This window comes from Nonomuraea sp. NPDC050383 (assembly GCF_044459125.1).
GTDB lineage: Bacteria > Actinomycetota > Actinomycetes > Streptosporangiales > Streptosporangiaceae > Nonomuraea.
This window is the reverse complement of sequence record NZ_JBITIP010000004.1, coordinates 188,155-207,398: the sequence shown is the minus strand read 5'-3', so window position 1 is coordinate 207,398 and position 19,244 is coordinate 188,155. Positions and strand designations below refer to the sequence as shown.

Genomic DNA, 19,244 nt, shown 5'->3' with positions numbered 1-19,244 from the left:
ATCAGATCACCTCGAAGGTACTCATCATGGCCATGTCCTCGTGTTCGAGATTGTGGCAGTGCAGGACGTACCGACCGCGGTAGCCGGTGAAGCGGGTGATGATCTCCACGGTCTGCGCCTCCCGCAGCTCGACGGTGTCCTTCCATTCGGGCGGCCCGGCGGGGCGCTCGCCGCCGGCGGAGAGCACCTGGAAGGGAGACAGGTGCAGGTGGACGGGGTGGGAGACGTCGCTGGTGAGCCGCCAGATCTCGCTCTGGCCGAGCTTGGGGCGGGCGTCGACGCGGCGGGCGTCGAAGGGCTTGTCGTTGATCAGCCAGCCGGTGCCGCCGTGCATGCTGCCGCTGGTGAACGTGAAGTCGCGGGTCACCGCGGCCTTGGCCGGGTCCAGCGGCTCGACGCGTGACAGCGTCTTCGGGACGGCCGAGTCGTCGCGGGCGTCCCGTTCGACGGTGAAGCGCATCACGCGCGCCTGCGGCCCCTCTTCCAGGAGGTTGCGCAGCTCGACGTGGTCGCCGACGCGGTGGGCGGCGAAGTCGACGACCACGTCCGCCCGCTCGCCCGGCGCCAGCCGTACTCGCCGCAGGGAGCGGGGCGCGGCGAGCAGCCCCCCGTCGCTGCCGATCTGCGTCAGCGTGCCGCCCGGCGACAGACCCAGCTCGTACGTGCGGGCGTTGGAGCCGTTGAGCAGCCGCAGCCGGTACCGGGCACGGTCCACCCCGAGCCGCGGCCAGGGCGCGCCGTTGACCAGGATGACGTCGCCGAGCACACCGCCCATGAACGCCTCCCGGGCGCCGGGCGCGTCGCCGCGGGTGGGGTAGGGCATGGTGCCGTCGGTGGCGAAGGAGCGGTCGCAGATCATCAGGGGCAGGTCCCGCTCGCCCGCGGGCAGCGGCAGCGCCGCCTCCTCCTCGTCGCCCACCAGGAAGAACCCGGCCAGCCCCCGCCAGACCTGCGGCCCGGTGTGGTCCATGCGGTGGTCGTGGTACCAGAGCGTGGCGGCCCGCTGCTCCAGCGGGAAGGTGTGGTCGCGGTGGGTGCCCGGCTGGACCAGGTCGGTGGGATACCCGTCGGACTCCGGCGGGGTGTGGCCGCCGTGCAGATGGGTGACGGTCGGGACGCCGAGTCTGTTGGTGACGCGGACGACGGTCCGGCGTCCGCTGCGCGCCCGGATGGTGGGCCCGGGGAACTGCCCGTCGTACCCCCAGATCGGGGTGCGCAGGCCGGGCAGGATCTCCACCTCGGCCGGCCGCTGCACGAGCTCGTAGTAGTCGGTGGTCGCGTCGGTCCTGTGCGGCTTGGCGGTCGCGGGCAGCGGCAGCGGCACCGTGTACGGCTCGGGCAGCGGCGCGCCGCCGACCAGCAGCCTGGGCGACGGCGTACGGCCCAGCAGCGAGCAGCCCGGGACGGTCAGCGCCGCCGCGCCCAGGCCGAGCAGCCGCAGCGCCTGCCGTCGGGTCATCGTCATGCGGGCGCCGTTTCGGCACGGCGGGAAACGACGGCGAGCAGCCCGGTGGCCGGCCACGTGGCCCCGTGGACATATCGGAATGGAGGTCCCATGACCCGATATCGTCGTCCGGCCCTCGGCTGGGGGCATCCCACAGCGAGGTCTTCTCCCGCTACCTCACAGGGATCATCCGGTGGCCTCGGCTACGCCGCCGGGAGTAGTTCCGCGTACGGCACGGCGGGGAGCGGCTCATCGGGGTTGACCGGGAATTGCGCCATCAATGGTTCGGCTCCCTGCCGGGCGGAGCGTGTCCAGGAGGCGGCGTACGCGCGTTTAGGACCGTGACACGGGGCACAGGCAGACACCGTCGGGAGGAGATGACATGAAACCTGTGGAGAAAGCCACCTCGCTCGGAATGGGCATGCTCAGTGGAGCCCTGGCCGCCGGGCTGTTCAAGCGCGTGTGGAAGCTGGCGTCGGGTCAGGAGGACGCACCGGACGCGGGCGACCTGGCCCGCGGCTGGACGGAGGTCCTCGCCGCCGCCGCGATTCAGGGCGCCATCTTCGGCCTGGTCAAGGCCGCCGTGCATCGCGCCGGCGCGCAGACCTTCCGGCACAGGGCGGTCGAGGGGAAGGGCTGACAGCGCGCCGGCCGCGCCCCCGTCCTGGGAGCGCGGCCGGCTGGTCGCTGTGAGGACCGGTTACTTCTGCGACAGGACGTGGCCGTGGAACTTGGGCTTGTCCGTCTCCCAGTACCGCCAGCCCTCCACGCGGGACGGGATGTCGGCGATTCCGTTGGTGACGTTGAGCACCTTGCAACTGTCGAGCCGGGCGCGGACGCCGAAGTGGACGCGGTAACCGAAGACGCGGTACCACATGTTGCCGTACTTGCCCTTGCTGACCGTCTGGGTGTAGTCGTGGCCGGTGAAGACCATGTGCCGCTTCTCCAGGTGCGGCCTGGAGATCCTCGTGAGCGCGCGGATCACCGTGTCCGGCGTGATCGTCCTGTTGAACTGCCTGAGCTTGATGAAGTCCGCCTCGACGAACGCGAGCACCTCGTGCTCCCGGTGGACGCTCACCGTCATCGAGCCGCCGGGGCCGTCGACGAAGCGGGTGCGCGGGACGTAGAAGTGCCTCGGCTCCAGTGAGTGGATCTTGAAGAAGGTGCCCCGGTTGCAGTCCTCGCCGGCCCCGGCGAGGTGGAGGTGGCGATTGAGATGCCTTTTGATGGCCGTCGTGGTGGTCGTCGACGTGTTGTCGTCGGCGTCGTCATCGTCGTCGTCATCGTCGTCCGTGGTGAACGTGGTGACCGCGGGGTCCGAGCCGTCCGAGTCCACCGTGTCGGTGGTCCCGCGCTTGCTGTGCTGATGCGACGACACGGCGTGCCTGACGGCCTTCTTGAGCTTGTCCTTCGGCGGTGACGCCAGCGCCGGGACGGACACGCCGGCGGCGAGCACCACGGACAGGCTTCCGGCCGTGGCGAGCATCAACAGCGCCTTGACCGGCCGGGTGGCGGTCTCGGTGGTTCGGGAACTGGTGAACATCAGACGTACCGTTCCTCTCGGAACGCGGCGGATGGCCGCGGACAATCCATTGGCCGGAAAGGCCCACTTGCGCGCGCTGAGACATCCCAGCGTGATGGTAAAGATGCTTACAGTTGCCGCGAGCCATCCCATGCCGCCACGCCGAATCGGAATTCCCCGTACAGGGAAAGTAAAGGTGAAAAAGCGTCAACGGGCGGCGCATCCTGTCATTGCAGGTATTGCGTGACGCACAATGCCCGATTGACGGCATTCGTGATGTGCCTTTGCGAGCCCTAAAAACGGAATAAAGGGTGAAGGGTGGAATTTCCCGTCACGTGCCGAGAAAGCGTCGCACTCCGGCCGCGATCCAGATCGTCGCCAGAGCCGCGTACGCCGTCAGCAGCGCCATCGGGGCCGACGACAGCGGCACGGACGCGGCGACGGCCACGGCGAGCAGCACCGACCAGCCGTACAGGAGCTTGCGGGCGCGCCGTGAGCCGGTGTGCGCGGCCTCCTGGACCGGGGTGACCAGCGCCATGACCGCGCCGCCCGCCGTCGCCACCGCCTCCAGGCCCGTCACCGCCCCGAGCGTCAGCACCACCGCGCCGGCGACCGGCAGGCCGCAGCACAGCGCCGCCTGCCGCACGTCGCCGCTCGCGAACAGCAGCCTCGTCGTCTTGCCTCGCGCCAGGCGCAACGTGGTGAACGCCTCGGCCACCCACGCCCCCCAGTGCAGCAGCGCGATGAGCACGAACGCGGCGATGAGCCCCGGCATCGCCGGGAGCAGCAGCACCAGCCACCCCCGGCCGAAGAACCGCTCCCGCAGCCGCGACAGGACCCGGTACACGGGGTTGCGCTGCTTGAGCGCGGTCAGCAGCAGCCCCCGGGCGGTGTCGAAGCCCGGATTCAGGCGGAGCACCTCCCGGAAGGCCGACGCCGCTTCCCCCGGGTCGCCGGCGGCCAGCGCCGCCTGCCCGTACGCCAGGTGGGCGAGCGGGTTCTCGGGGCTCAGCGCCACGGCCCGCGAGGCGGTCTCCCGCGCCTGGGCGGCGTCGCCGAGCGAGCTGAGGGCGAGCGCCAGCAGGCTCGCGAGATCGGACTCCTCGGGGGCGACGGCCAGCCCGCGCCCGGCCGCCTCGGCCGCCTCCCGCCACTGGCCGGCCTGCAGGTGCGCCCGCGCCAGCACCTCCCAGGTCAGCGCTTCCTCGGGGGAGAGGGCCAGGGACGCCCGCGCCGCCGCGACCGCCTCGGGCAGCCGGTTCGCGCCCCGGTGAACCTGGGCGGCGATGTAGTGCGTGAACCAGTGCTCCGGCGCCAGCCGCACGGCCTCGTGCGCCTCCGCGACCGCCTCGGCCCCCCTGCTCTGCGCGTCGAGCGCGACGGCGAGGTAGGCGTGCGCGGTCGCGTGCTCCGGGGCCTCGGCCAGGACGCCGCGCAGCTCCCGCTCGGCGTCCGCGGGGCGGGACAGCTCCAGCAGGGCCCGGGCCCGCTGGATCGCGCCCGCGACGGGCGCGGACGGCATGGTCATCGGACCTGCTTGATCCATGGCATCAGCTCGTCCCAGGCGCCCGAGTCGTTGGCGTGCATCACGTAGTTGCGGGCGGTTCCCAGCCACTCGCGCACGGCCGCCGGCCTGACCGCCTGCGCGGCGGCCAGCAGGTCGGAGGTGGACAACGGGATGGGCCGGCCCGCGCTGATCGACTGGTGCAGCTTGGCCTCCACCGCCCGGTCCACCACGCCCTTGAGGTCGGCGCCGGCGAACAGGTCCGTGACCCGCGCCACCGCCTCGAAGTCCATCTCCGCCAGCGGCTTGTCGCGGCACAGGATCCGCAGGATCGCGGTACGGGCCGCCAGGTCCGGCGGCGGCACGAACACGAGCTGGTCGAAGCGGCCCGGGCGGCGGAAGGCCACGTCGATGTACCAGGGGGCGTTCGTCGCGGCCAGCACGAGGACGCCCTCGTTGGCGTGCTGGTCCACGCCGTCGAGCTCGGCCAGGAACTGGTTGACGAGCTGGCGGGTGTGCGCCTGCCGCATGTCGGAGCGGCGCGCCGCCAGCGCGTCGACCTCGTCGAAGAACAGCACGCACGGCCGGTGCCGGCGGGCCAGGTCGAACATGCCGCGCAGGTTGCGCTCGCTGGAGCCGATGTACATGTCGAGGACGTCGGACAGTCCGACGTTCACGAACGCCGCGCCGAGCTCGCCGGCGGCGGCCCGCGCCAGGTGGGTCTTGCCGGCGCCCGGCGGCCCGTACAGCAGCACGCCGCCGCCGGCCCGCTTGCCGAACGCCTTGAACAGCTCGGGCTGCTGGATCGGCAGCAGCAGCTTGACGCGCAGCGCCTCCTTGACGGCCTCCATGCCGGCCACGTCGGCGAAGGAGATCGCGGACCGCTCGACCTGCGCGGCGTCCGGCCCGTCCATGGGCTGCTGCAGGGGCTGTACGGACTGGTGCGCGGGCCCGGCCGGAGGGCCGCCCCACGACGTCCCCACCGGGGTCCCCGCCGGGGCTGCCGGCTGGGGCGTCAGCCGGGCCGCGAGGTCGGCGTCGGCCAGCGAGGCGTCGCGGGAGACGGCCTCGTGGTAGCGGCGGGCCGCGCCGTGCGCGTCGCCCTCGCCGAGCAGCGCCCTGGCCGCGATCACGCCCAGCCGGGGCGCGTGTCCGGGCGTCGAGAGGAACGGCTCCAGCACGGACAGCGCCGGCCCGTACGCGCTCTGCCGGACGAACGCCTCGGCCAGCCCGGCCGCGATCTCCGGGTCCCCGGGCGCCAGCACCAGGGCCGCCCGGTACTCGGACTCGGCCTCCGCGAGGTACCCCTTGCCCAGGAGCTGGTCGGCGAGGTGCCGTCGCAGAGGAAGGTTGTCCGGCGAGAAACGCGCCGCTTCGCGGAGCGCCTGGAGTCCGGCGTCGTCGAGCACGCGCGCGGTCCCTTCTGTCGATCGGTCTGCGTCCGGGATGCCTTGAGCACGTCAGGCTACCGAACCCACCGATCACCGGACCACGTGGGACGAATCAGCGGGGCCGGTCAGCCGCCGGCGATCTGCTCGCCCGCGTAGTCGAGCAGCTGCTCCGCCGTGGTGAAGCGGCGGGCGTCCTGGTCGCCGAGCAGCACGCCGACCACCTCGCGGCCGCTGCGCTCCCCGGCGAACAGCAGGCAGAACCCCGCGGCGTCCGTGTAGCCGGTCTTGACACCGAGCACCCCGTCGGCCTGCTGGAGCAGCTTGTTGGTGTTGCGCCAGGTGTGCGCCCGGTGCACGGCGGACTTGGCCACCCGGTGCACCGCGCTGCCCACGACCGTCCTGAACGTGGTGTCGCCGAGCGCCGTCTCCGCGAGCTTCACCTGGTCCACGGCCGTGGAGTAGCCGCCCTTCGACGGGGTGGGCAGGCCGTCGGGGTTGGTGTAGCGGGTGTTCTGGAGGCCGAGCCTCTTGGCCTGGGCGTTCATCTTGGCCACGAACGCGGTCGTCCCCGGGCCGTACCTGCGCGCCAGCGCGTTGGCCGCGTCCGCCCCCGACGGCAGCATCAGCCCGTACAACAGGTCGCGGACCGTCAGCCGCTCGCCCTTCTTCAGCGCGGCCGTGGTGGCGCCGTTGCTCGTGGCGTGGCGCACGTCGGTCGCGGTGATCTCGATCGTGTCGGTCAGTTGCGCCTCGCGCAGCACCACGTACGCGGTCATGACCTTGACCAGGCTGGCCACCGGGACCCGGCTGGTCTGGCGCTTACCGAAGTGCACCGTTCCGGCTGAGTCCACCACGTACGCCGTCTTGGCCCCCACCTTCGGCACGGACACGGTACTGACCATGGCCGCGGGCCGCACCGCGGACGCCGGCAGGGCGCCCGCGGGCGCGGGAGAGGTGGCCCCCAGGGCGAGAACGAGAGCGGCAGAGCCGATGAAACCCCCAATACGCATGGCGATATGGTCCCAGGTGATCAATGCTCCGTTTGCCGAACCAGGTCTCAAAGACGCGACAACAAGGACCAGTGACGGGTAAACCGCCGTTACGGACGATGGCGAACGGGGGCGTCATGGCGGGCAGGTATGTCATCAGCAGGGACGAGACGGGCGGATTCCGCTTCGCGCTGGTCGCGGGGAACGGGCAGACGGTCGCGGTCGGGGAGGGGTTCGCGACGAAGGCCGCCTGCGTGAACGGGATCGAGTCGGTCCGCCGGATCGCCCCGGACGCCACGGTCGAGGACCGCACCCACGCCCCCGCCTGACGCAGGGCCCCGCCTGACGCGGGGCCCCGGCGACGTGCGGCTCAGGACACGTGCGGGCTCAGGACACGAGGGCCTTGGCGGCGCGCTTCCTGCGACGCCGGAGCGTGAAGGCGACGACGCCCGCCACCGCCAGCACGGCCACCACCACGGCCGTCACCGGCGACGCGGCGGCCAGCCGCAGCCAGCCCCACACCAGCGCCGTCAGCCCGAACCACCACATCGGCGCCCATGTCAGGCACCCCAGCGCGCTGGCCACCAGGTACCACGGATACGACACGCGCAGCGCCCCGGCCACCCACGGCAGCGTGTGCCGCAGCATCGGCACCCAGAAGCAGCCGAACACGGCCAGCGCGCCCCACCGCTCGACGATCCGCTCGACCTTCGCGATGCGCTCTCGGCCCAACCGCACGCCGATCCGCGAGTCGTACAGCCGCTCGCCGAGCCTGCGCCCGACCCAGTAGTAGACCTGGAACGCCCCGAAGAGAGCCGCGATCAGGATGGCCCCCACCAGCCAGTACGGCAGGCCGAGCCAGAACGGCTCGGTGGGGGAGGGGACGGCGAGCGCCGGACGCGACATAGCGGAACATCACCATCCCAGATCGTACAAAGGTCAGGCTAACCTTAGTTCACGCTCCGCCGTGCCCGCCACAGGCGGTCCCGGCCGCCACCCTCTCCGACCCTGCCACATCGGCCTGCCCGCCGCGCGCCCACGGGCGACTCCGGCCGTGCAGAAGGTGCAAGCCATCGGCAACCACTCCTCAATCGCTCGCGCGTACACCTGTAGTGTGCGAACAGGAGTCACGATCATGGGGAAGACAAGTGCCGCGGTCCTGCTCAGCGGGGCGGCGCACACGGCCAAGCTGTTCGTGGCGACCCTCGCCTTCACCGCCGCGTACGTGGGATTCGCGGCCCACGACACCCCGGGCGCCACCGCCCGGGGCGAGCAGATCGTGACCCTGTCGGCCCGCGCGACACCCGTCACCGGGCCGATCACCGGCCCGGGCAACGAGCAGGCGAGTGGCGGGATCACGCCGGCGCCGCCGGCGCGCTGACGAGCCGGTCAGACGCCGGAGCCGTCGACCGACCGGCGGGCCGCCTCGACCCAGCGCCGCACGCCGACCCGCTCCGCGACCTCCAGCGCCTTGACGTAGTGGTCGCGCGCCGCCTCCGGCTGCCCCAGCCGCAGCGCCAGGTCGCCGAGCGTCAGCGCGACCGGCCACAGCGCCACCACGCCGGTGCCCGCCCCGGCGATCCGGTCGGCGAACGGCACGAGCTTGTCGTAGCAGTCGACCATCCGCTCCCGGTCGTCGAGCAGCATCCCGGCCAGCGCCCGCCACGTCATCGCCAGCTCGTACAGGAAGTCCGGCCGGACCGGCGGCCGGACGGCGGCCACCGCCTTGGCGTCGGCCTGGTGCCCGGCGGAGGCGAGCGCCAGCGCGTACGCGTCGAGCGTCCACTTGGCGCCCCGCTGGTGCGCCTCGGACAGCAGCTCGACGGTCTCGGCCGCGCGGCCGTCGACCAGGTGCAGGCAGAACGTGGTGATCAGCGGCAGGTCCTGGCGGCCCTCCAGCATGCCGGCGCGCGCCGTCATCCGGGCCGCCTCGCGGTAGGTCCGCTCGGCCCCCGCGTAGTCGCCGGCGATCATCATCCGCTGCCCGGAGTACCAGGCGCACACCGCGGCGGGCGCCGACAGGTCGTACTGCCGCGCCAGCCGGTCGGCGGCGGCGGCGTGCTCGTCGGCCACGGCGAACTCGCCGCGCGCCGCCGCGCACTCCAGCAGCACCAGGTGGGCGAGCGCCTGCGTGGCCATCTGGCCGGAGCGCTGGGCCACCTCCAGCAGCTCCCTGCCGATGCTCTCGCGGGTGTCGACCGCCGGGATGTCGTACGACTGGCGCAGCCGCCCGCTCAGCGCGGCGGCCAGCAGCACCGGGTCCCCGCTCTGGCGGGCCAGCTCCAGCGCCTCCAGCGACGCCTGCCGCCCGCGCTCGGGCGAGGAGGACCCCTCCAGCTCCAGCGCGAGGGTCGTGAGGAGGCTGGCGCGCAGGGTCTGCTCACCTTCGGGCAGCTCCATGAGCGCCTTCTCGGTGACGTCCACGATCTCCCACGCGGTGCGCGTGAAGTCGCGCGCCATGCCCTTGTGCGGGACGGCCAGCGAGGCCGCCACCCGGGCGGTGATCTCCAGATCGCCCAGCGGCAGCGCGGCGTCCATGGCCTCGCGGCGCAGCAGCCGGGCGGCCGTCATGTCGCCGCACAGCGCCAGCGCCTTGATCCGGTGGAGCATGAGCAGCAGCCGGTCGCGCGTGTCACCGCCGGTGCGGTTGAAAGCGGCGATGGCCTGCTCCCACAGCGCCGCCGCCTCCCGGTGGGCGAAGCGGCGCTCGGCCTGCTCGGCGGCCAGCCCGGCGTAGTGCACGGCCTTCTCCGAGGCGTCGGCCAGGAAGTAGTGATGGGCGAGCGCGGCCACGTCGGACGGTGTCCGCCGCTCGATGACGGCCGCGACCGCCGCGTGCAGCCGGGTGCGGCGCAGCCGCGACGCGTCGGAGTAGATCGTGTCGCGTACGAGGTCGTGGTCGAACCGCAGGAGCCCCGGGCCCGGCTCGGTGACCAGCCCGGCGAGCAACGCCGCCTCGACGGCCTCCACGACGGCGTCCGTGCTGTCACCGCGCCCGCCGCGCTCGTCGCCGGCTCCTCCGTCGCCCTCTCCTCGCGAGCTCCTGCGCTCGATGTCGCCGGCCACGTCGACCAGCACGTCGACGTCCACGTCCCGGCCGATCACCGCGGCCTGCAGCAGGATCTGCTGCGCCCCGGCCGGCAGGCGCGAGATGCGCCGCCGCAGCACGTCGCGCACGCCGGACGGCACGCGCGACAGCACCTCGGTCGCGCTGGCCCGGTCGGCGGCGGCCTCGGAGTCGAGCAGCCGGACGGTCTCGCGGACGAAGAAGGGGTTGCCGGCGGTGCGCTCCACGATCGACTCGACCGCGTCCTCGTCGATCTCGCGTACGCACGTCGCCCTCACCAGCTCGGCCACGGCCTTCGGGTCGAGCCCCGAGAGCTGCACGCGCAGCGGGCCCAGCCGGGCCAGCGAGGCCAGCACGTCGGACTGCCCGTCGTCGAGCTCGCTCTCACGGCACGTCACGACCAGCATCACCCGGCTGGTGGCCAGGAGGCTGGGCAGCGCGCGCAGCAGGGCGAGCGTCTGGTCGTCGGCCCAGTGCAGGTCCTCCAGCGTCAGCAGCATCGGCGCGCGCCGCGCCACCCCGGCGAGGTAACCGCCGACCGCCCGGTGCAGGCGGAAGCCGCCGGACACCTCGTCGTCGTCGGGATCGGGCGCGGCGTCGTCGAGCAGCGGGGCGAGAAGCTGGGAGTACTCACCCGCGCCGGTGCGGCCCACCAGCGAGCGCAGGATCTCCACCCACGCCCAGCCGGGCGGCGTCGCGCTGGAGTCGGGGCAGGCGCCCGAGGCAGTCATCCAGCCGTCGCCGGCCAGCCGGCTCTCCAGCTGGCGCAGCAGCGTCGTCTTGCCCGCCCCAGCGACGCCGGTGACGATCGCCACCTGGAACCGGCCCGTACGGCCGGCGGCGGTGGTCAGCCGGGCCAGCTCGGCGTCGCGGCCGACGAACGGCTCGGGCTCCAGCGGCGGAGGCTCGACCGCGGCGGCGGGCCGGGGCGGCCAGGTGTCGCCGACCGGCACGGGCCGCGGCGGCCGGGCCACCGTGGCGAGCTCCAGCTCGGGGGACTGGGCGAGGATGTCGGACTCCAGCTTGCGCAGCGCCGGCCCCGGGTCGATGCCCAGCTCGTCGGCCAGGATGCCGCGGGCCCGGCGCAGAGCCGCGAGCGCGTCGCCCTGCCGGCCGCAGCGGTAGAGGCCGAGGGCGAGCAGCCGCCAGCCCTCCTCGCGCAGCGGGTGCTCGGTGGTGAGTGCCTCCAGGTCGGGCACGGTCTCGGCGTGCAGGCCGAGGCGCAGGCCGGTGTCGGCGTGGCGCTCGCGGGCCACCAGGCGCAGCTCGGTCAGCCGGTGGACCTCGGCCTCGGCCCACGGCTGGTCGGCGAAGTCGGAGTAGGGGGTGCCGCGCCACAGCCCGAGGGCCTTCTGCAGCCGGCCGCGCGCCGACTGCGGGTCGGCCTCCTCCAGGTGCTCGCCGGCGGCGCGGACGAGCTGCTCGAACGTGAGCGCGTCCACCTGGTCGGGCGCCACCCGCAGCGCGTAGCCGGAGGCGACGGTCACCAGCAGCCGGTTGGGTCCGCCACGGGGACGGCCCGGCTCCAGCACGCGGCGCAGCCGCGAGATGTAAACCTGGAGCCCTGACTGGGCTCCCTTGGCCGTGTCGTCATCCCAGAGGTCGTACAGCAACGTGTCGACGGGGACGACCTGACCTCTGGCCACGAGAAGCCGGGCGAGGACGGCCCGCTGCCGCAACCCGCCGAGGTCGAGTTCGTCGTCTTCGTACGCCTCGACTGGCCCCAGAACCCGGAACGCCACCATGTCAGCCGCCACGCTATGCATGCTTCCGAATCACGCACAAGGTCTTTGTTTCGTTTCGGATGGTCACGGGGAGGCCTTCGAGATCGTGGACGGGGGCTCCGTGGCGGTGCCTCGGCCATCACGCCTGCGCAGCAGCGCCCACGCGCCCAGGGCGAGACCACCGAACGGGATCTCGACAGTGTAAGTCCAGAAGCCGAACAGCAGTGCGGTCGCGGTGGCCGGAGCCGCATCCACCCCGAAGGCACTGGTGAGCAGGAGCACCACGCCGCCCTCCATGATGCCCGCCCCGCTGGGGGTGATCAGGGCGCTGGTGAGCACGCGCGACAAGGCGAAGACGGCGATCGACTGGGCCAGGCCGGGGTAGGCGCCGGTGGCCAGCATGCACACGGCCATGATCGCCCACTGGAACCCGAGGAAGAACACCATGCCCGCCGACAGGCCGAGCCAGCGGGTGCGGACGATGTCCGCGGTGTCGGCGCGCAGCCGATGCAGCGCCTCGGAGGCGTGGAAGCGCAGCCGCAGCAGGCGGACCAGCGCGTCCAGGCCGCGCCCGAGCAGGTCGGCGGCGCGGTCCCAGTAGAGGGCCGCCGCCACGACCGCGCACAGCACCAGGATCGACACCGCGCCCACCCAGCCGGCCCGCGCCACGGTGTGGTTGGGCACCTCGCCCGCCATGAGCAGCGCGATGATGCCGACCGCCGGCAGGATGAACCTGAACAAGGTGTTCCAGATGCCGCTGACCAGCGTCATCACCACGATCGGGCGGTTGGCGAACCCCCAGCCGCGGGTCATCGCGAAGGTCAGCGCCACCCCGGCCGCTCCGCCGAACGGCAGCAGGTTGCTCACCGCGCTCCCGGCCGCGTTCAGCGTGAGCGCCCGCGTGTGGCCGAGGCCGGGCAGCGAGCCGGTCAGCACGAACGTGTAGGCGAGCAGGCTCAGCAGCCACAGCGCGGTCATCAGCGCGATCGTGCCGGGGCTGAGCGTGGCGAACAGCGCGCCGATCTCGTGCCAGGACACCGGCTTGCCGGTCAGCGCGCGGACGATCTGCGGGAGGTACACGACGAGCACCACGGCCAGCGCCAGCGAGAGCGTGGACAGGGCGATCTGGAGCCACTTGTTCTTCATCGCACCCCAGTCTGCCGGTAGGGGACGCGACCCGGATCATCCGCAGGTGTCAACTCGGCCACGGGTCCAGAGGATGACGCAGGCGGGTGCCGGCCGGGACGTCGCGGCGGACGTACCACTCCGTGCCGAACACGAGGCGGTAGAGCGGGCCGGGGACCTTCAGCAGCACGGCCAGGGTGCGGTCGCCGTCGCCGCCGCTCGCCTGGGAGGCGTGCGCGGCCATGGCCGCCCGCTTCTGTCTCGTGTACTTCCGGACGTTGACCCGGTGGGTGATGGCCTCGCCGGGCGAGTACGCGCTCTCGAACGTGCGCACGTCGAACTCCGGCGGGAACCGGTAGACCTTGCCCGCCAGGCGCAGCAGCCTGACCAGCGGGTCGCGGTTGACCGTCGCCTCCAGCACGATCCGCGTGCCCGCGATCTCCGCGGCCCGCCGCCCCACCCGGTGGACCTGCACGTGGTCGGGATGGCCGTAGCCGCCCGCCGGATCGTAGATCGACAGCAGGTCGGCCTCCTCCTCCCGGAGGATGGCGGCGAGCTTGCCGGCGGCCTCCTCGGAGTCGGCGTCGATGAAGGCGTTGTCGGGCCGCTCGTCGGCCACGCCGCCCTTGGGGCTGAGGCCCGAGTCGCCGTAGCCCAGGCACTCCACGCGGGCGCACCCGAGCAGCGCGGCGGACTCGTACAGCTCCTCCATCCGGGTGCGGCCCAGCTCGTCGCCGGGCTCCATCTCGGCCAGGCCGCGCTCGCCGGCGGTCGCCACCACGAGCACCACGCGGTGACCCTCGGCCGCGAGCATCGCCATCGTGCCCGCCGTCAGCAGGGCCTCGTCGTCGGGATGGGCGTGGAAGAACACAGCGGTACGTGGAGGCACAGGCCCAGATTAGTCTGGGAGGGGTGCGGATCTTTCACGTGAGTGACTGTTACCTGCCGCGGCTCGGGGGGATCGAGGTTCAGGTCGCCGATCTGGTGCGGATGCAGCGGCGGGCCGGCCACGAGGTCGAGGTGGCCACCGCCACCCGGGGCGAGGCGCTGCCCGGCGTCCACCGGATCGTCGCCCCGATGCCCTTCGACCTGCCCGTGCACCCGGCGGGGGTGGGACATCTCACGCGGCGGATGACGGCGTCGCGGCCCGACGTGGTGCACGTCCACACGGGGGCGGTCTCGCCGTTCGCCTGGATGGGCGTGCGCGCGGCCGTGCGCGCCGGGCTGCCGTGCGTGGTAACCGTGCACAGCATGTGGGACCCGCTCACGCGGGCCGCGTACCGGCTGCTGCGTCTGGCGTACGGCTGGCAGCGCTGGGGTCTGGTGGCCACGACGGTGAGCAACGCCGCGGCGGCGCCGATCCGCGCGGTCGCGGGCGGCCGCGTGCCCGTGCACGTCGTCTCCAACGGCCTCGACCTGTCGGCGTGGCGGTCCGGCACGGCCGTCATCGAGCCCGAGGCGGACCTCGGCGAGGCGGGCGCGGGCCTCGGGAAGCACGGTGAGGTGCACATCGTCGCGGTGGGCCGGCTGGCGCCGCGCAAGCAGCCGGTGCGGCTGCTGCGGCTGCTCGGCCGCGTGCGCGCCCTGGTCCCGGCGGCCGTCCCGCTGCGCGCCACCGTGATCGGCGACGGGCCGGCGCGCGGCTCCATGGAGCGCTACCTCACCCGGCACGGCATGACCGGCTGGGTGTCGCTGCCCGGCCGCCACACGCGCGAGCAGATCGCCAAGGTGCTGGAGTCGGCCGACGTGTTCGTGGCGCCGGCGCCGCGCGAGTCGTTCGGCATCGCCGCGCTGGAGGCCCGCGCCGCCGGTCTGCCGGTGGTGGCGCGGGCGCAGAGCGGGGTGGCCGACTTCGTCCGGAACGGCACGGAAGGGCTGCTCGGCCGCGACCTCGGCGAGATGGCGGCGGCGGTGGCCCGCCTGTGCGCCGACGCGGGCCTGCGCGACCGGATCACCGCGCACAACCGCGCCACCCCGCCGACGGCGGGCACCTGGCCCGCCGTCCTGGAGGGGTTCGACCGCGCGTACGCGGAGGCCGCTCAGGGACGGTTCAGCACCACGTAGCCGTCGCGCTCGAACACCCTCCGGTAGCCCTCCGCCTCCAGCCGCCCCACCTGCGCCGCCTGCTCCTCGGCCGAGCCGAACGGGAACTCCCAGCGGGCCGTGTCCGCCACCACCCACGGGGCGCCGTGCGGCTGCCCGGTCCACAGCAGGACGGTGGTACGGGCGCTGAGCGCGGGCCCGACCGAGTTGGCGGCCTCCACGACGACGCCGGCCGGCACCTTCGCCACCGCCTCCCGGGCCGCGGCCACCTTGACCTGGTCGCCCCGGTAGAAGTCGGGATGGTAGAGCTGGTCCAGCGCGAAGCGGGGGACGAGCGTCACGGCGACCACGCAGGCGCCGAACGCCCAGGCCAGCCGCAGCGGCCGGTCGTCGGGCCGCCGGAGCCGGCGCAGCAGCCTGGCCAGCCCGTCCACGCCCGCGCAGAGCAGGATGACCACGGTGAACGCGTTGTACTGGAAGTCCGCCTGCCACCACAGGGCCCGGTCCGCCAGCATGCGTTCGAGCACGTGCGGCAGCGCGACCAGCGACAGGGGCGACAGCAGGCACAGCAGGAGCGTCGGCCAGGCCATCAGGAAGAGCGTGTCCACCTTCGCCTCGTCGCTGAACGGCAGCAGGATCGCGGCGACGGGGTCCCGCAGCAGCGTCAGCAGGGCGCCCGGCACGTCCGGGCCGAGGTGGCCGTACGCCCAGAAGTCGTCGGCGCTGCCGCCCAGCATGGGGATGAGCGCCCCGCGCGCGAGCAGCACGCCGCCGACGCCGATCGCCGCGCAGCACACCCCGCGGAAGCGGTCGCCGGTGACGAACAGGTAGAGGGCGAACCCGATCACCATCAGGCCCATGTCCTCCTTGACCAGGAGGAGCCCGCCCATCGCCGCGAACGCCGGCAGCGACCGGCCCGCGTGGTAGCGCTCGATCATGATCGAGGTGAGCAGCGGGACGAACATCACCTCGTGCACGTCGAACGCGATCGCCTGCGCCACGGGCCAGGACAGCGCGTACGCGACGGCGACGAGGTAGGCGGGGCCGGTGCCGAGCACCCGGCGGGTGAACAGCCAGACGAACGGGATCGCCGCGGCGAACAGCAGCGCCTGCGCGACGACGAGCGACTCCGGCCCGTCGTGGACCCAGTAGAACGGCGCGAGCAGCGCGTACGCGGGGGAGAAGTGGTCGGCGAGCTGCAGGTAGTCGAGCCCCCGGCCGTGGATGGCGCCGACCGCCGGCGCGTACGGGAGGCGGAAGTGCGAGTAGTTGCGCACCGTCTGATCGAAGATGACCAGGTCGAAGACGGAGGCGCGGAAAGTGGCCAGCTTGACCAGGCCGACGGCCGCGTAGGCGGTGGTGGACAGCAGGGCGATCAGGCCCACGCCGAGCCGGTGATCGCTCAGCCACAGCTTCCAGAGGGAAGGGGTGGCGGGGGCCGCCTCGGTCTCGCCCGCCGGCGCGTCGCCCGTCACGGGCAGCAAGAGTAGACGGATTTTTCGGGACATGCGGCGGTTGCCGTGGCTCCGTCGCCCCTGCGGAAACGGACCGGCCGCCGCGATCGCACTGCCCCCCGCAGGCGTCGCGACGGCCGGAGACCGGATCAGGAGCAGGCGCTCTGGATCTTCGTGACGAAGCCCTGCATCTTCTGCACCGACTCCATGGTCGCGGTCGGGTTCTCAGAGTCGATCTTGAGCCCGTCCAGGCCGCTGGCCAGGTCGTTCAGGGCGGCGGCGAGCTCTCCGTCGTAGTTGCCGGCGAGGGTCTTCACCTTGGAGGCGGCCTCGTCGCCGGCGGTCTCGAGCGCCTTCGGGTCGGTCGCGACCTTGGTCATCGAGCCGCTGAAGTCATTCATGATCTTGGTGACATCGTTGCCGACCTGGTTGCAGTCGACAGCGTTGCCGATCGCGCCACAGGCGGTGGTGAGGCCGGCAAGGGAGAGCGTCGCGACCATGAGAGCGATGCGACGGCGAGGGGTGTTCATTTCAGGCCCTTCTTTGCTTTTGCGGATGAAGCAAAAGTATGGGCCCTGCCTTGATCGCCACTTGCACACCGCTGTCACCGCTGGGCGTCCCGGTGACCCGAGGCCCTCACGGGCCTACGCGCGGGCCTGTCACCGACATGGTCCCGGCCTCAGAACGGCAGCCTCCGGCCGGACGGAGTGCGCAGGTCGAGGGGGGCCGGCTGCTGCGCCGGACGGGGGCGTTGCACGATCTGGGCTCTCTTCACAACCGAGGGATACCCATCGGAGTGCCTTGAACTCCTCATGAGCGGGTACCGTGACAGGTGATGCTGGCAGATCCATTCGTGCACCCGGCCCTCTACTACCGAGGCGACCGGGAGTACGTCGCTGCCACCACGGCCTTCATCCGCGCGGGTCTGGCCGCGGACGAGCCGGTGGCCGTCGCGGTCCCCGCCGCCAATCTCAAGCTCATCGAGGGCGGGCTCGGCTCCGACGCGGCCGACGTGCTGCTCCTCGACATGGAGGAGGCGGGCCGCAACCCCGGCCGCATCATCCCCTCGGTGCTGCGCTCCTTCGCCGACCGCCACACCGACAGGCACGTGCGGATCATCGGCGAGCCGATCTGGGCCGGCCGCAGCGCCACCGAGTACCCCGCCTGCGCTCAGCACGAGGCGCTGATCAACCATGCCTTCACCGGGCGGAACGTCACGATCCTGTGCCCCTACGACGCCGAGCGGCTCGACCCCCGGGTTCTGCGCGAGGCCGAGCTGACCCACCCGGTGCTCCAGGACGGCGACGGTGAGCGGGCCAGCGCCGCCTACGACCCCGACCACGTCGTGCGCGAGCACAACCGGCCCTTCGACGAGCCCGCCGACTTCGCCGCCCTCCGCTTCGACCGCGACAACTTCGCGGCGGCCCGCACCCTCGCCGCCGGCCGGGCGGCCGAGCTGGGCTTCGACGGCACCCGCCTGGACGACATCCGCCTGGTCGTCGCCGAGCTGGGCGCCAACAGCCTCGACTACGGCGGCGGCGCGGGCGACATCCGGGTCTGGGTCGAGGACGGCCGGCTGGTGTGCGAGGTCAGCGACGCCGGGCACATCACCGACCCGCTGGCCGGCCGCCGGCCGGTCGATCCGCGCGTCGCGGGCTCGCGCGGGCTGCTCATCGTCAACCTGCTGAGCGATCTCGTACGGCTCCACACACGGGCCGGCGGCACCACGATCCGCACCTACTTCGACGTCCCGGCCCGCTGATCCCCGGGTGGGGCGTCCCGGGTGAGGCCCGCCCTACCGACCCTGAGGAGGCCCTCCCCATCGGGGTGACGTCCGCCCAGGTCACCGGCCCCCTCCCAGGGGCGCCCCGACCAAGGTATTAGGGGGACGTTCAGGGCCGGTTCGGGCTGATCTCCGATGTTCCGCAACGCCGCATTCCACGAGCTTTGAAGCATGAAGGCATTGCTTGTGAGCGGACTCTCCACCATCGGCACCGGGGCGGGCGCCATGCTGGCCCTGCACGCGCGAACCGGGCTCGACCCGATGCACACCGTGATCAGCTCGTACGCCTTCGCCCCGGGAGGCTGGCTGCTGCCCACGTCGCTGACGCTGTTCGCCGTGGGCGGCGCGCTCACCGCCGAAGGGTTGCGCCGGGCCGGCGCGAACGGCGGCGTCGTGGTGCTGGTGGTGGCGTGGGCGGTCAGCATTTTTCTCATCGGGGCGTTCCCGACGGACCGGCCGGGCGTGCCGCTGTCGCTGTCGGGCGGCATCCACCGGTACGCCGCCTTCGCCGCGTTCCTCGCCATGCCGGCGGCCGGGATGCTGTGGGCCAGGACCCGCGCCCGGTACGCGGTGGCGGTGCGGGTGCTGAGCGCGATCGCGCTCGGCGCGCTCCTGCTCGTCGTGATCCCCTACGTGGTGCGGATGTGCGGGATCCCGCTGGCCGACGACGAGGTCCCGGCCGGGCTGACCCAGCGCGTGGTGGTCGTCTCCGAGCTGGGAGTGCTCGCCCTGGCCGGCCTGTCGATGCTGCGGGCACTGCCCCAGCAGGCGGCCCGGACGGCGGCCCAGCAGGCGGTTCAGCGGTCCCAGGGCGGCGTGTCGCCCATCTTGGCGTAGTACTTGGCGAGGTGCGCCTTGACCCGGGACACCTCCTCCTCGGGCAGGCGGACCCCGCCCCTGGCGCCGTCCACGACCCCGGCCGCGGCGATGACGGCCCGCGGCACCACCTTCAGCTCACCCCCGACGACGTCGGCGATCGGCAGCTTGTAGGCGCCGAACTCGCCGGCGTCGTCGCCGTCGTACCAGATGTGCGCCTGCCGGTACTTGTCGGTCGGCGCGTCCTCCGCGCCCGCCCACTTCCGCACCCGCTTCTCGGCCGCGGCGGCGTCCCACGCGCGGTCGCGGTCGGCCAGCGGCAGATCCTGGAACCTCGTCACCGTCATGACGAGGAGCTACCCGCCCGGCAGGCGTGAAACGG

The 19,244-nt window shown here is 73.0% G+C and carries 18 protein-coding genes; 6 read left to right on the top strand and 12 right to left on the bottom strand.

Annotation, left to right across the window (positions count from 1 at the left end; translation table 11 throughout):
* Position 1 precedes the first annotated feature (1 nt).
* Complete coding sequence (locus tag ACIBG4_RS12405) at positions 2–1,465, bottom strand: multicopper oxidase domain-containing protein (RefSeq protein WP_397201885.1); 1,464 nt, start codon at positions 1,463–1,465, stop codon at positions 2–4.
* A gap of 361 nt (positions 1,466–1,826) precedes the next feature.
* Between ACIBG4_RS12405 and ACIBG4_RS12400 the strand changes: the two genes are divergently transcribed.
* Positions 1,827–2,084 carry a DUF4235 domain-containing protein gene (locus ACIBG4_RS12400; RefSeq protein WP_310717071.1) on the top strand — a complete coding sequence of 86 codons (258 nt, stop codon included), beginning with the start codon at positions 1,827–1,829 and terminating at the stop codon, positions 2,082–2,084.
* A 60-nt stretch (positions 2,085–2,144) separates the two neighbouring features.
* Here the strand turns inward: ACIBG4_RS12400 and ACIBG4_RS12395 are convergent, their stop codons facing one another.
* From ACIBG4_RS12395 to ACIBG4_RS12380, 4 genes are all read right to left on the bottom strand, one after another.
* The gene (locus ACIBG4_RS12395; RefSeq protein ID WP_397201884.1) at positions 2,145–2,987 is read right to left on the bottom strand and encodes a hypothetical protein; all 843 of its coding nucleotides are present in this window, start codon (positions 2,985–2,987) and stop codon (positions 2,145–2,147) included.
* Between the two features lie 310 nt (positions 2,988–3,297).
* On the bottom strand, positions 3,298–4,494 hold the full coding sequence (locus ACIBG4_RS12390) for a tetratricopeptide repeat protein (RefSeq protein ID WP_397201883.1): 1,197 nt from the start codon (positions 4,492–4,494) through the stop codon (positions 3,298–3,300).
* On the bottom strand, positions 4,491–5,879 hold the full coding sequence (locus ACIBG4_RS12385; RefSeq protein WP_397201882.1) for an AAA family ATPase: 1,389 nt from the start codon (positions 5,877–5,879) through the stop codon (positions 4,491–4,493). Before ACIBG4_RS12385 ends, ACIBG4_RS12390 begins: the two co-directional genes overlap by 4 nt.
* A 107-nt stretch (positions 5,880–5,986) precedes the next feature.
* Positions 5,987–6,871 (bottom strand): D-alanyl-D-alanine carboxypeptidase family protein, encoded by an 885-nt coding sequence (locus ACIBG4_RS12380; protein WP_397201881.1) that lies wholly within the window; start codon positions 6,869–6,871, stop codon positions 5,987–5,989.
* Positions 6,872–6,987: 116 nt separating this feature from the next.
* On the opposite strand from ACIBG4_RS12380, the gene ACIBG4_RS12375 reads away from it, so the two are divergent.
* Positions 6,988–7,179 (top strand): DUF1508 domain-containing protein, encoded by a 192-nt coding sequence (locus ACIBG4_RS12375; protein WP_310717062.1) that lies wholly within the window; start codon positions 6,988–6,990, stop codon positions 7,177–7,179.
* A 58-nt stretch (positions 7,180–7,237) separates the two neighbouring features.
* On the opposite strand, the gene ACIBG4_RS12370 is transcribed toward ACIBG4_RS12375, so the two are convergent.
* Positions 7,238–7,756, bottom strand: coding sequence for a VTT domain-containing protein (locus ACIBG4_RS12370; RefSeq protein ID WP_310717060.1), 519 nt, complete (start codon positions 7,754–7,756; stop codon positions 7,238–7,240).
* 229 nt (positions 7,757–7,985) lie between these two features.
* Between ACIBG4_RS12370 and ACIBG4_RS12365 the strand changes: the two genes are divergently transcribed.
* Positions 7,986–8,231, top strand: coding sequence for a hypothetical protein (locus ACIBG4_RS12365; RefSeq protein ID WP_397201880.1), 246 nt, complete (start codon positions 7,986–7,988; stop codon positions 8,229–8,231).
* An 8-nt stretch (positions 8,232–8,239) separates the two neighbouring features.
* Here ACIBG4_RS12365 and ACIBG4_RS12360 read toward each other — a convergent pair whose 3' ends face one another.
* From ACIBG4_RS12360 to ACIBG4_RS12350, 3 genes are read right to left on the bottom strand one after another with little or no spacing between them, the layout of a single operon-like run.
* Entirely contained in the window at positions 8,240–11,674 is a 3,435-nt protein-coding gene (locus ACIBG4_RS12360) for a BTAD domain-containing putative transcriptional regulator (protein ID WP_397201879.1), read from the bottom strand.
* 51 nt (positions 11,675–11,725) lie between these two features.
* Entirely contained in the window at positions 11,726–12,787 is a 1,062-nt protein-coding gene (locus tag ACIBG4_RS12355; RefSeq protein ID WP_397201878.1) for a lysylphosphatidylglycerol synthase domain-containing protein, read from the bottom strand.
* A 49-nt stretch (positions 12,788–12,836) separates the two neighbouring features.
* Positions 12,837–13,655 carry a PIG-L family deacetylase gene (locus ACIBG4_RS12350; protein WP_310717051.1) on the bottom strand — a complete coding sequence of 273 codons (819 nt, stop codon included), beginning with the start codon at positions 13,653–13,655 and terminating at the stop codon, positions 12,837–12,839.
* A 38-nt stretch (positions 13,656–13,693) separates the two neighbouring features.
* On the opposite strand from ACIBG4_RS12350, the gene ACIBG4_RS12345 reads away from it, so the two are divergent.
* Entirely contained in the window at positions 13,694–14,830 is a 1,137-nt protein-coding gene (locus tag ACIBG4_RS12345) for a glycosyltransferase family 4 protein (RefSeq protein ID WP_397201877.1), read from the top strand.
* Here ACIBG4_RS12345 and ACIBG4_RS12340 read toward each other — a convergent pair.
* Both ACIBG4_RS12340 and ACIBG4_RS12335 read right to left on the bottom strand, forming a co-directional pair.
* Entirely contained in the window at positions 14,806–16,284 is a 1,479-nt protein-coding gene (locus ACIBG4_RS12340; RefSeq protein ID WP_397201876.1) for a DUF2079 domain-containing protein, read from the bottom strand. The genes ACIBG4_RS12345 and ACIBG4_RS12340 overlap by 25 nt on opposite strands.
* Before the next feature lie 128 nt (positions 16,285–16,412).
* On the bottom strand, positions 16,413–16,763 hold the full coding sequence (locus ACIBG4_RS12335; protein ID WP_397201875.1) for a hypothetical protein: 351 nt from the start codon (positions 16,761–16,763) through the stop codon (positions 16,413–16,415).
* 335 nt (positions 16,764–17,098) lie between these two features.
* Here ACIBG4_RS12335 and ACIBG4_RS12330 point away from each other — a divergent pair, with 335 nt between their 5' ends.
* Together ACIBG4_RS12330 and ACIBG4_RS12325 are read left to right on the top strand one after the other, a co-directional pair.
* Positions 17,099–18,025, top strand: coding sequence for an anti-sigma factor RsbA family regulatory protein (locus ACIBG4_RS12330; RefSeq protein WP_397201874.1), 927 nt, complete (start codon positions 17,099–17,101; stop codon positions 18,023–18,025).
* A 192-nt stretch (positions 18,026–18,217) separates the two neighbouring features.
* The gene (locus ACIBG4_RS12325; RefSeq protein WP_397201873.1) at positions 18,218–18,883 is read left to right on the top strand and encodes a DUF998 domain-containing protein; all 666 of its coding nucleotides are present in this window, start codon (positions 18,218–18,220) and stop codon (positions 18,881–18,883) included.
* Here the strand turns inward: ACIBG4_RS12325 and ACIBG4_RS12320 are convergent.
* The gene (locus ACIBG4_RS12320) at positions 18,844–19,209 is read right to left on the bottom strand and encodes a hypothetical protein (RefSeq protein ID WP_397201872.1); all 366 of its coding nucleotides are present in this window, start codon (positions 19,207–19,209) and stop codon (positions 18,844–18,846) included. The genes ACIBG4_RS12325 and ACIBG4_RS12320 overlap by 40 nt on opposite strands.
* Positions 19,210–19,244: the final 35 nt, after the last annotated feature.

What these genes read in the sequence shown, in the direction of transcription:
- ACIBG4_RS12405 (WP_397201885.1), bottom strand. Translation starts at nt 1,465, where the DNA reads ATGACGATGACCCGACGGCAGGCGCTGCGGCTGCTCGGCCTGGGCGCG.
- ACIBG4_RS12400 (WP_310717071.1), top strand. Translation starts at nt 1,827, where the DNA reads ATGAAACCTGTGGAGAAAGCCACCTCGCTCGGAATGGGCATGCTCAGT.
- ACIBG4_RS12395 (WP_397201884.1), bottom strand. Translation starts at nt 2,987, where the DNA reads ATGTTCACCAGTTCCCGAACCACCGAGACCGCCACCCGGCCGGTCAAG.
- ACIBG4_RS12390 (WP_397201883.1), bottom strand. Translation starts at nt 4,494, where the DNA reads ATGACCATGCCGTCCGCGCCCGTCGCGGGCGCGATCCAGCGGGCCCGG.
- ACIBG4_RS12380 (WP_397201881.1), bottom strand. Translation starts at nt 6,871, where the DNA reads ATGCGTATTGGGGGTTTCATCGGCTCTGCCGCTCTCGTTCTCGCCCTG.
- ACIBG4_RS12375 (WP_310717062.1), top strand. Translation starts at nt 6,988, where the DNA reads ATGGCGGGCAGGTATGTCATCAGCAGGGACGAGACGGGCGGATTCCGC.
- ACIBG4_RS12370 (WP_310717060.1), bottom strand. Translation starts at nt 7,756, where the DNA reads ATGTCGCGTCCGGCGCTCGCCGTCCCCTCCCCCACCGAGCCGTTCTGG.
- ACIBG4_RS12365 (WP_397201880.1), top strand. Translation starts at nt 7,986, where the DNA reads ATGGGGAAGACAAGTGCCGCGGTCCTGCTCAGCGGGGCGGCGCACACG.
- ACIBG4_RS12355 (WP_397201878.1), bottom strand. Translation starts at nt 12,787, where the DNA reads ATGAAGAACAAGTGGCTCCAGATCGCCCTGTCCACGCTCTCGCTGGCG.
- ACIBG4_RS12335 (WP_397201875.1), bottom strand. Translation starts at nt 16,763, where the DNA reads ATGGTCGCGACGCTCTCCCTTGCCGGCCTCACCACCGCCTGTGGCGCG.
- ACIBG4_RS12330 (WP_397201874.1), top strand. Translation starts at nt 17,099, where the DNA reads ATGCTGGCAGATCCATTCGTGCACCCGGCCCTCTACTACCGAGGCGAC.
- ACIBG4_RS12325 (WP_397201873.1), top strand. Translation starts at nt 18,218, where the DNA reads ATGAAGGCATTGCTTGTGAGCGGACTCTCCACCATCGGCACCGGGGCG.
- ACIBG4_RS12320 (WP_397201872.1), bottom strand. Translation starts at nt 19,209, where the DNA reads ATGACGGTGACGAGGTTCCAGGATCTGCCGCTGGCCGACCGCGACCGC.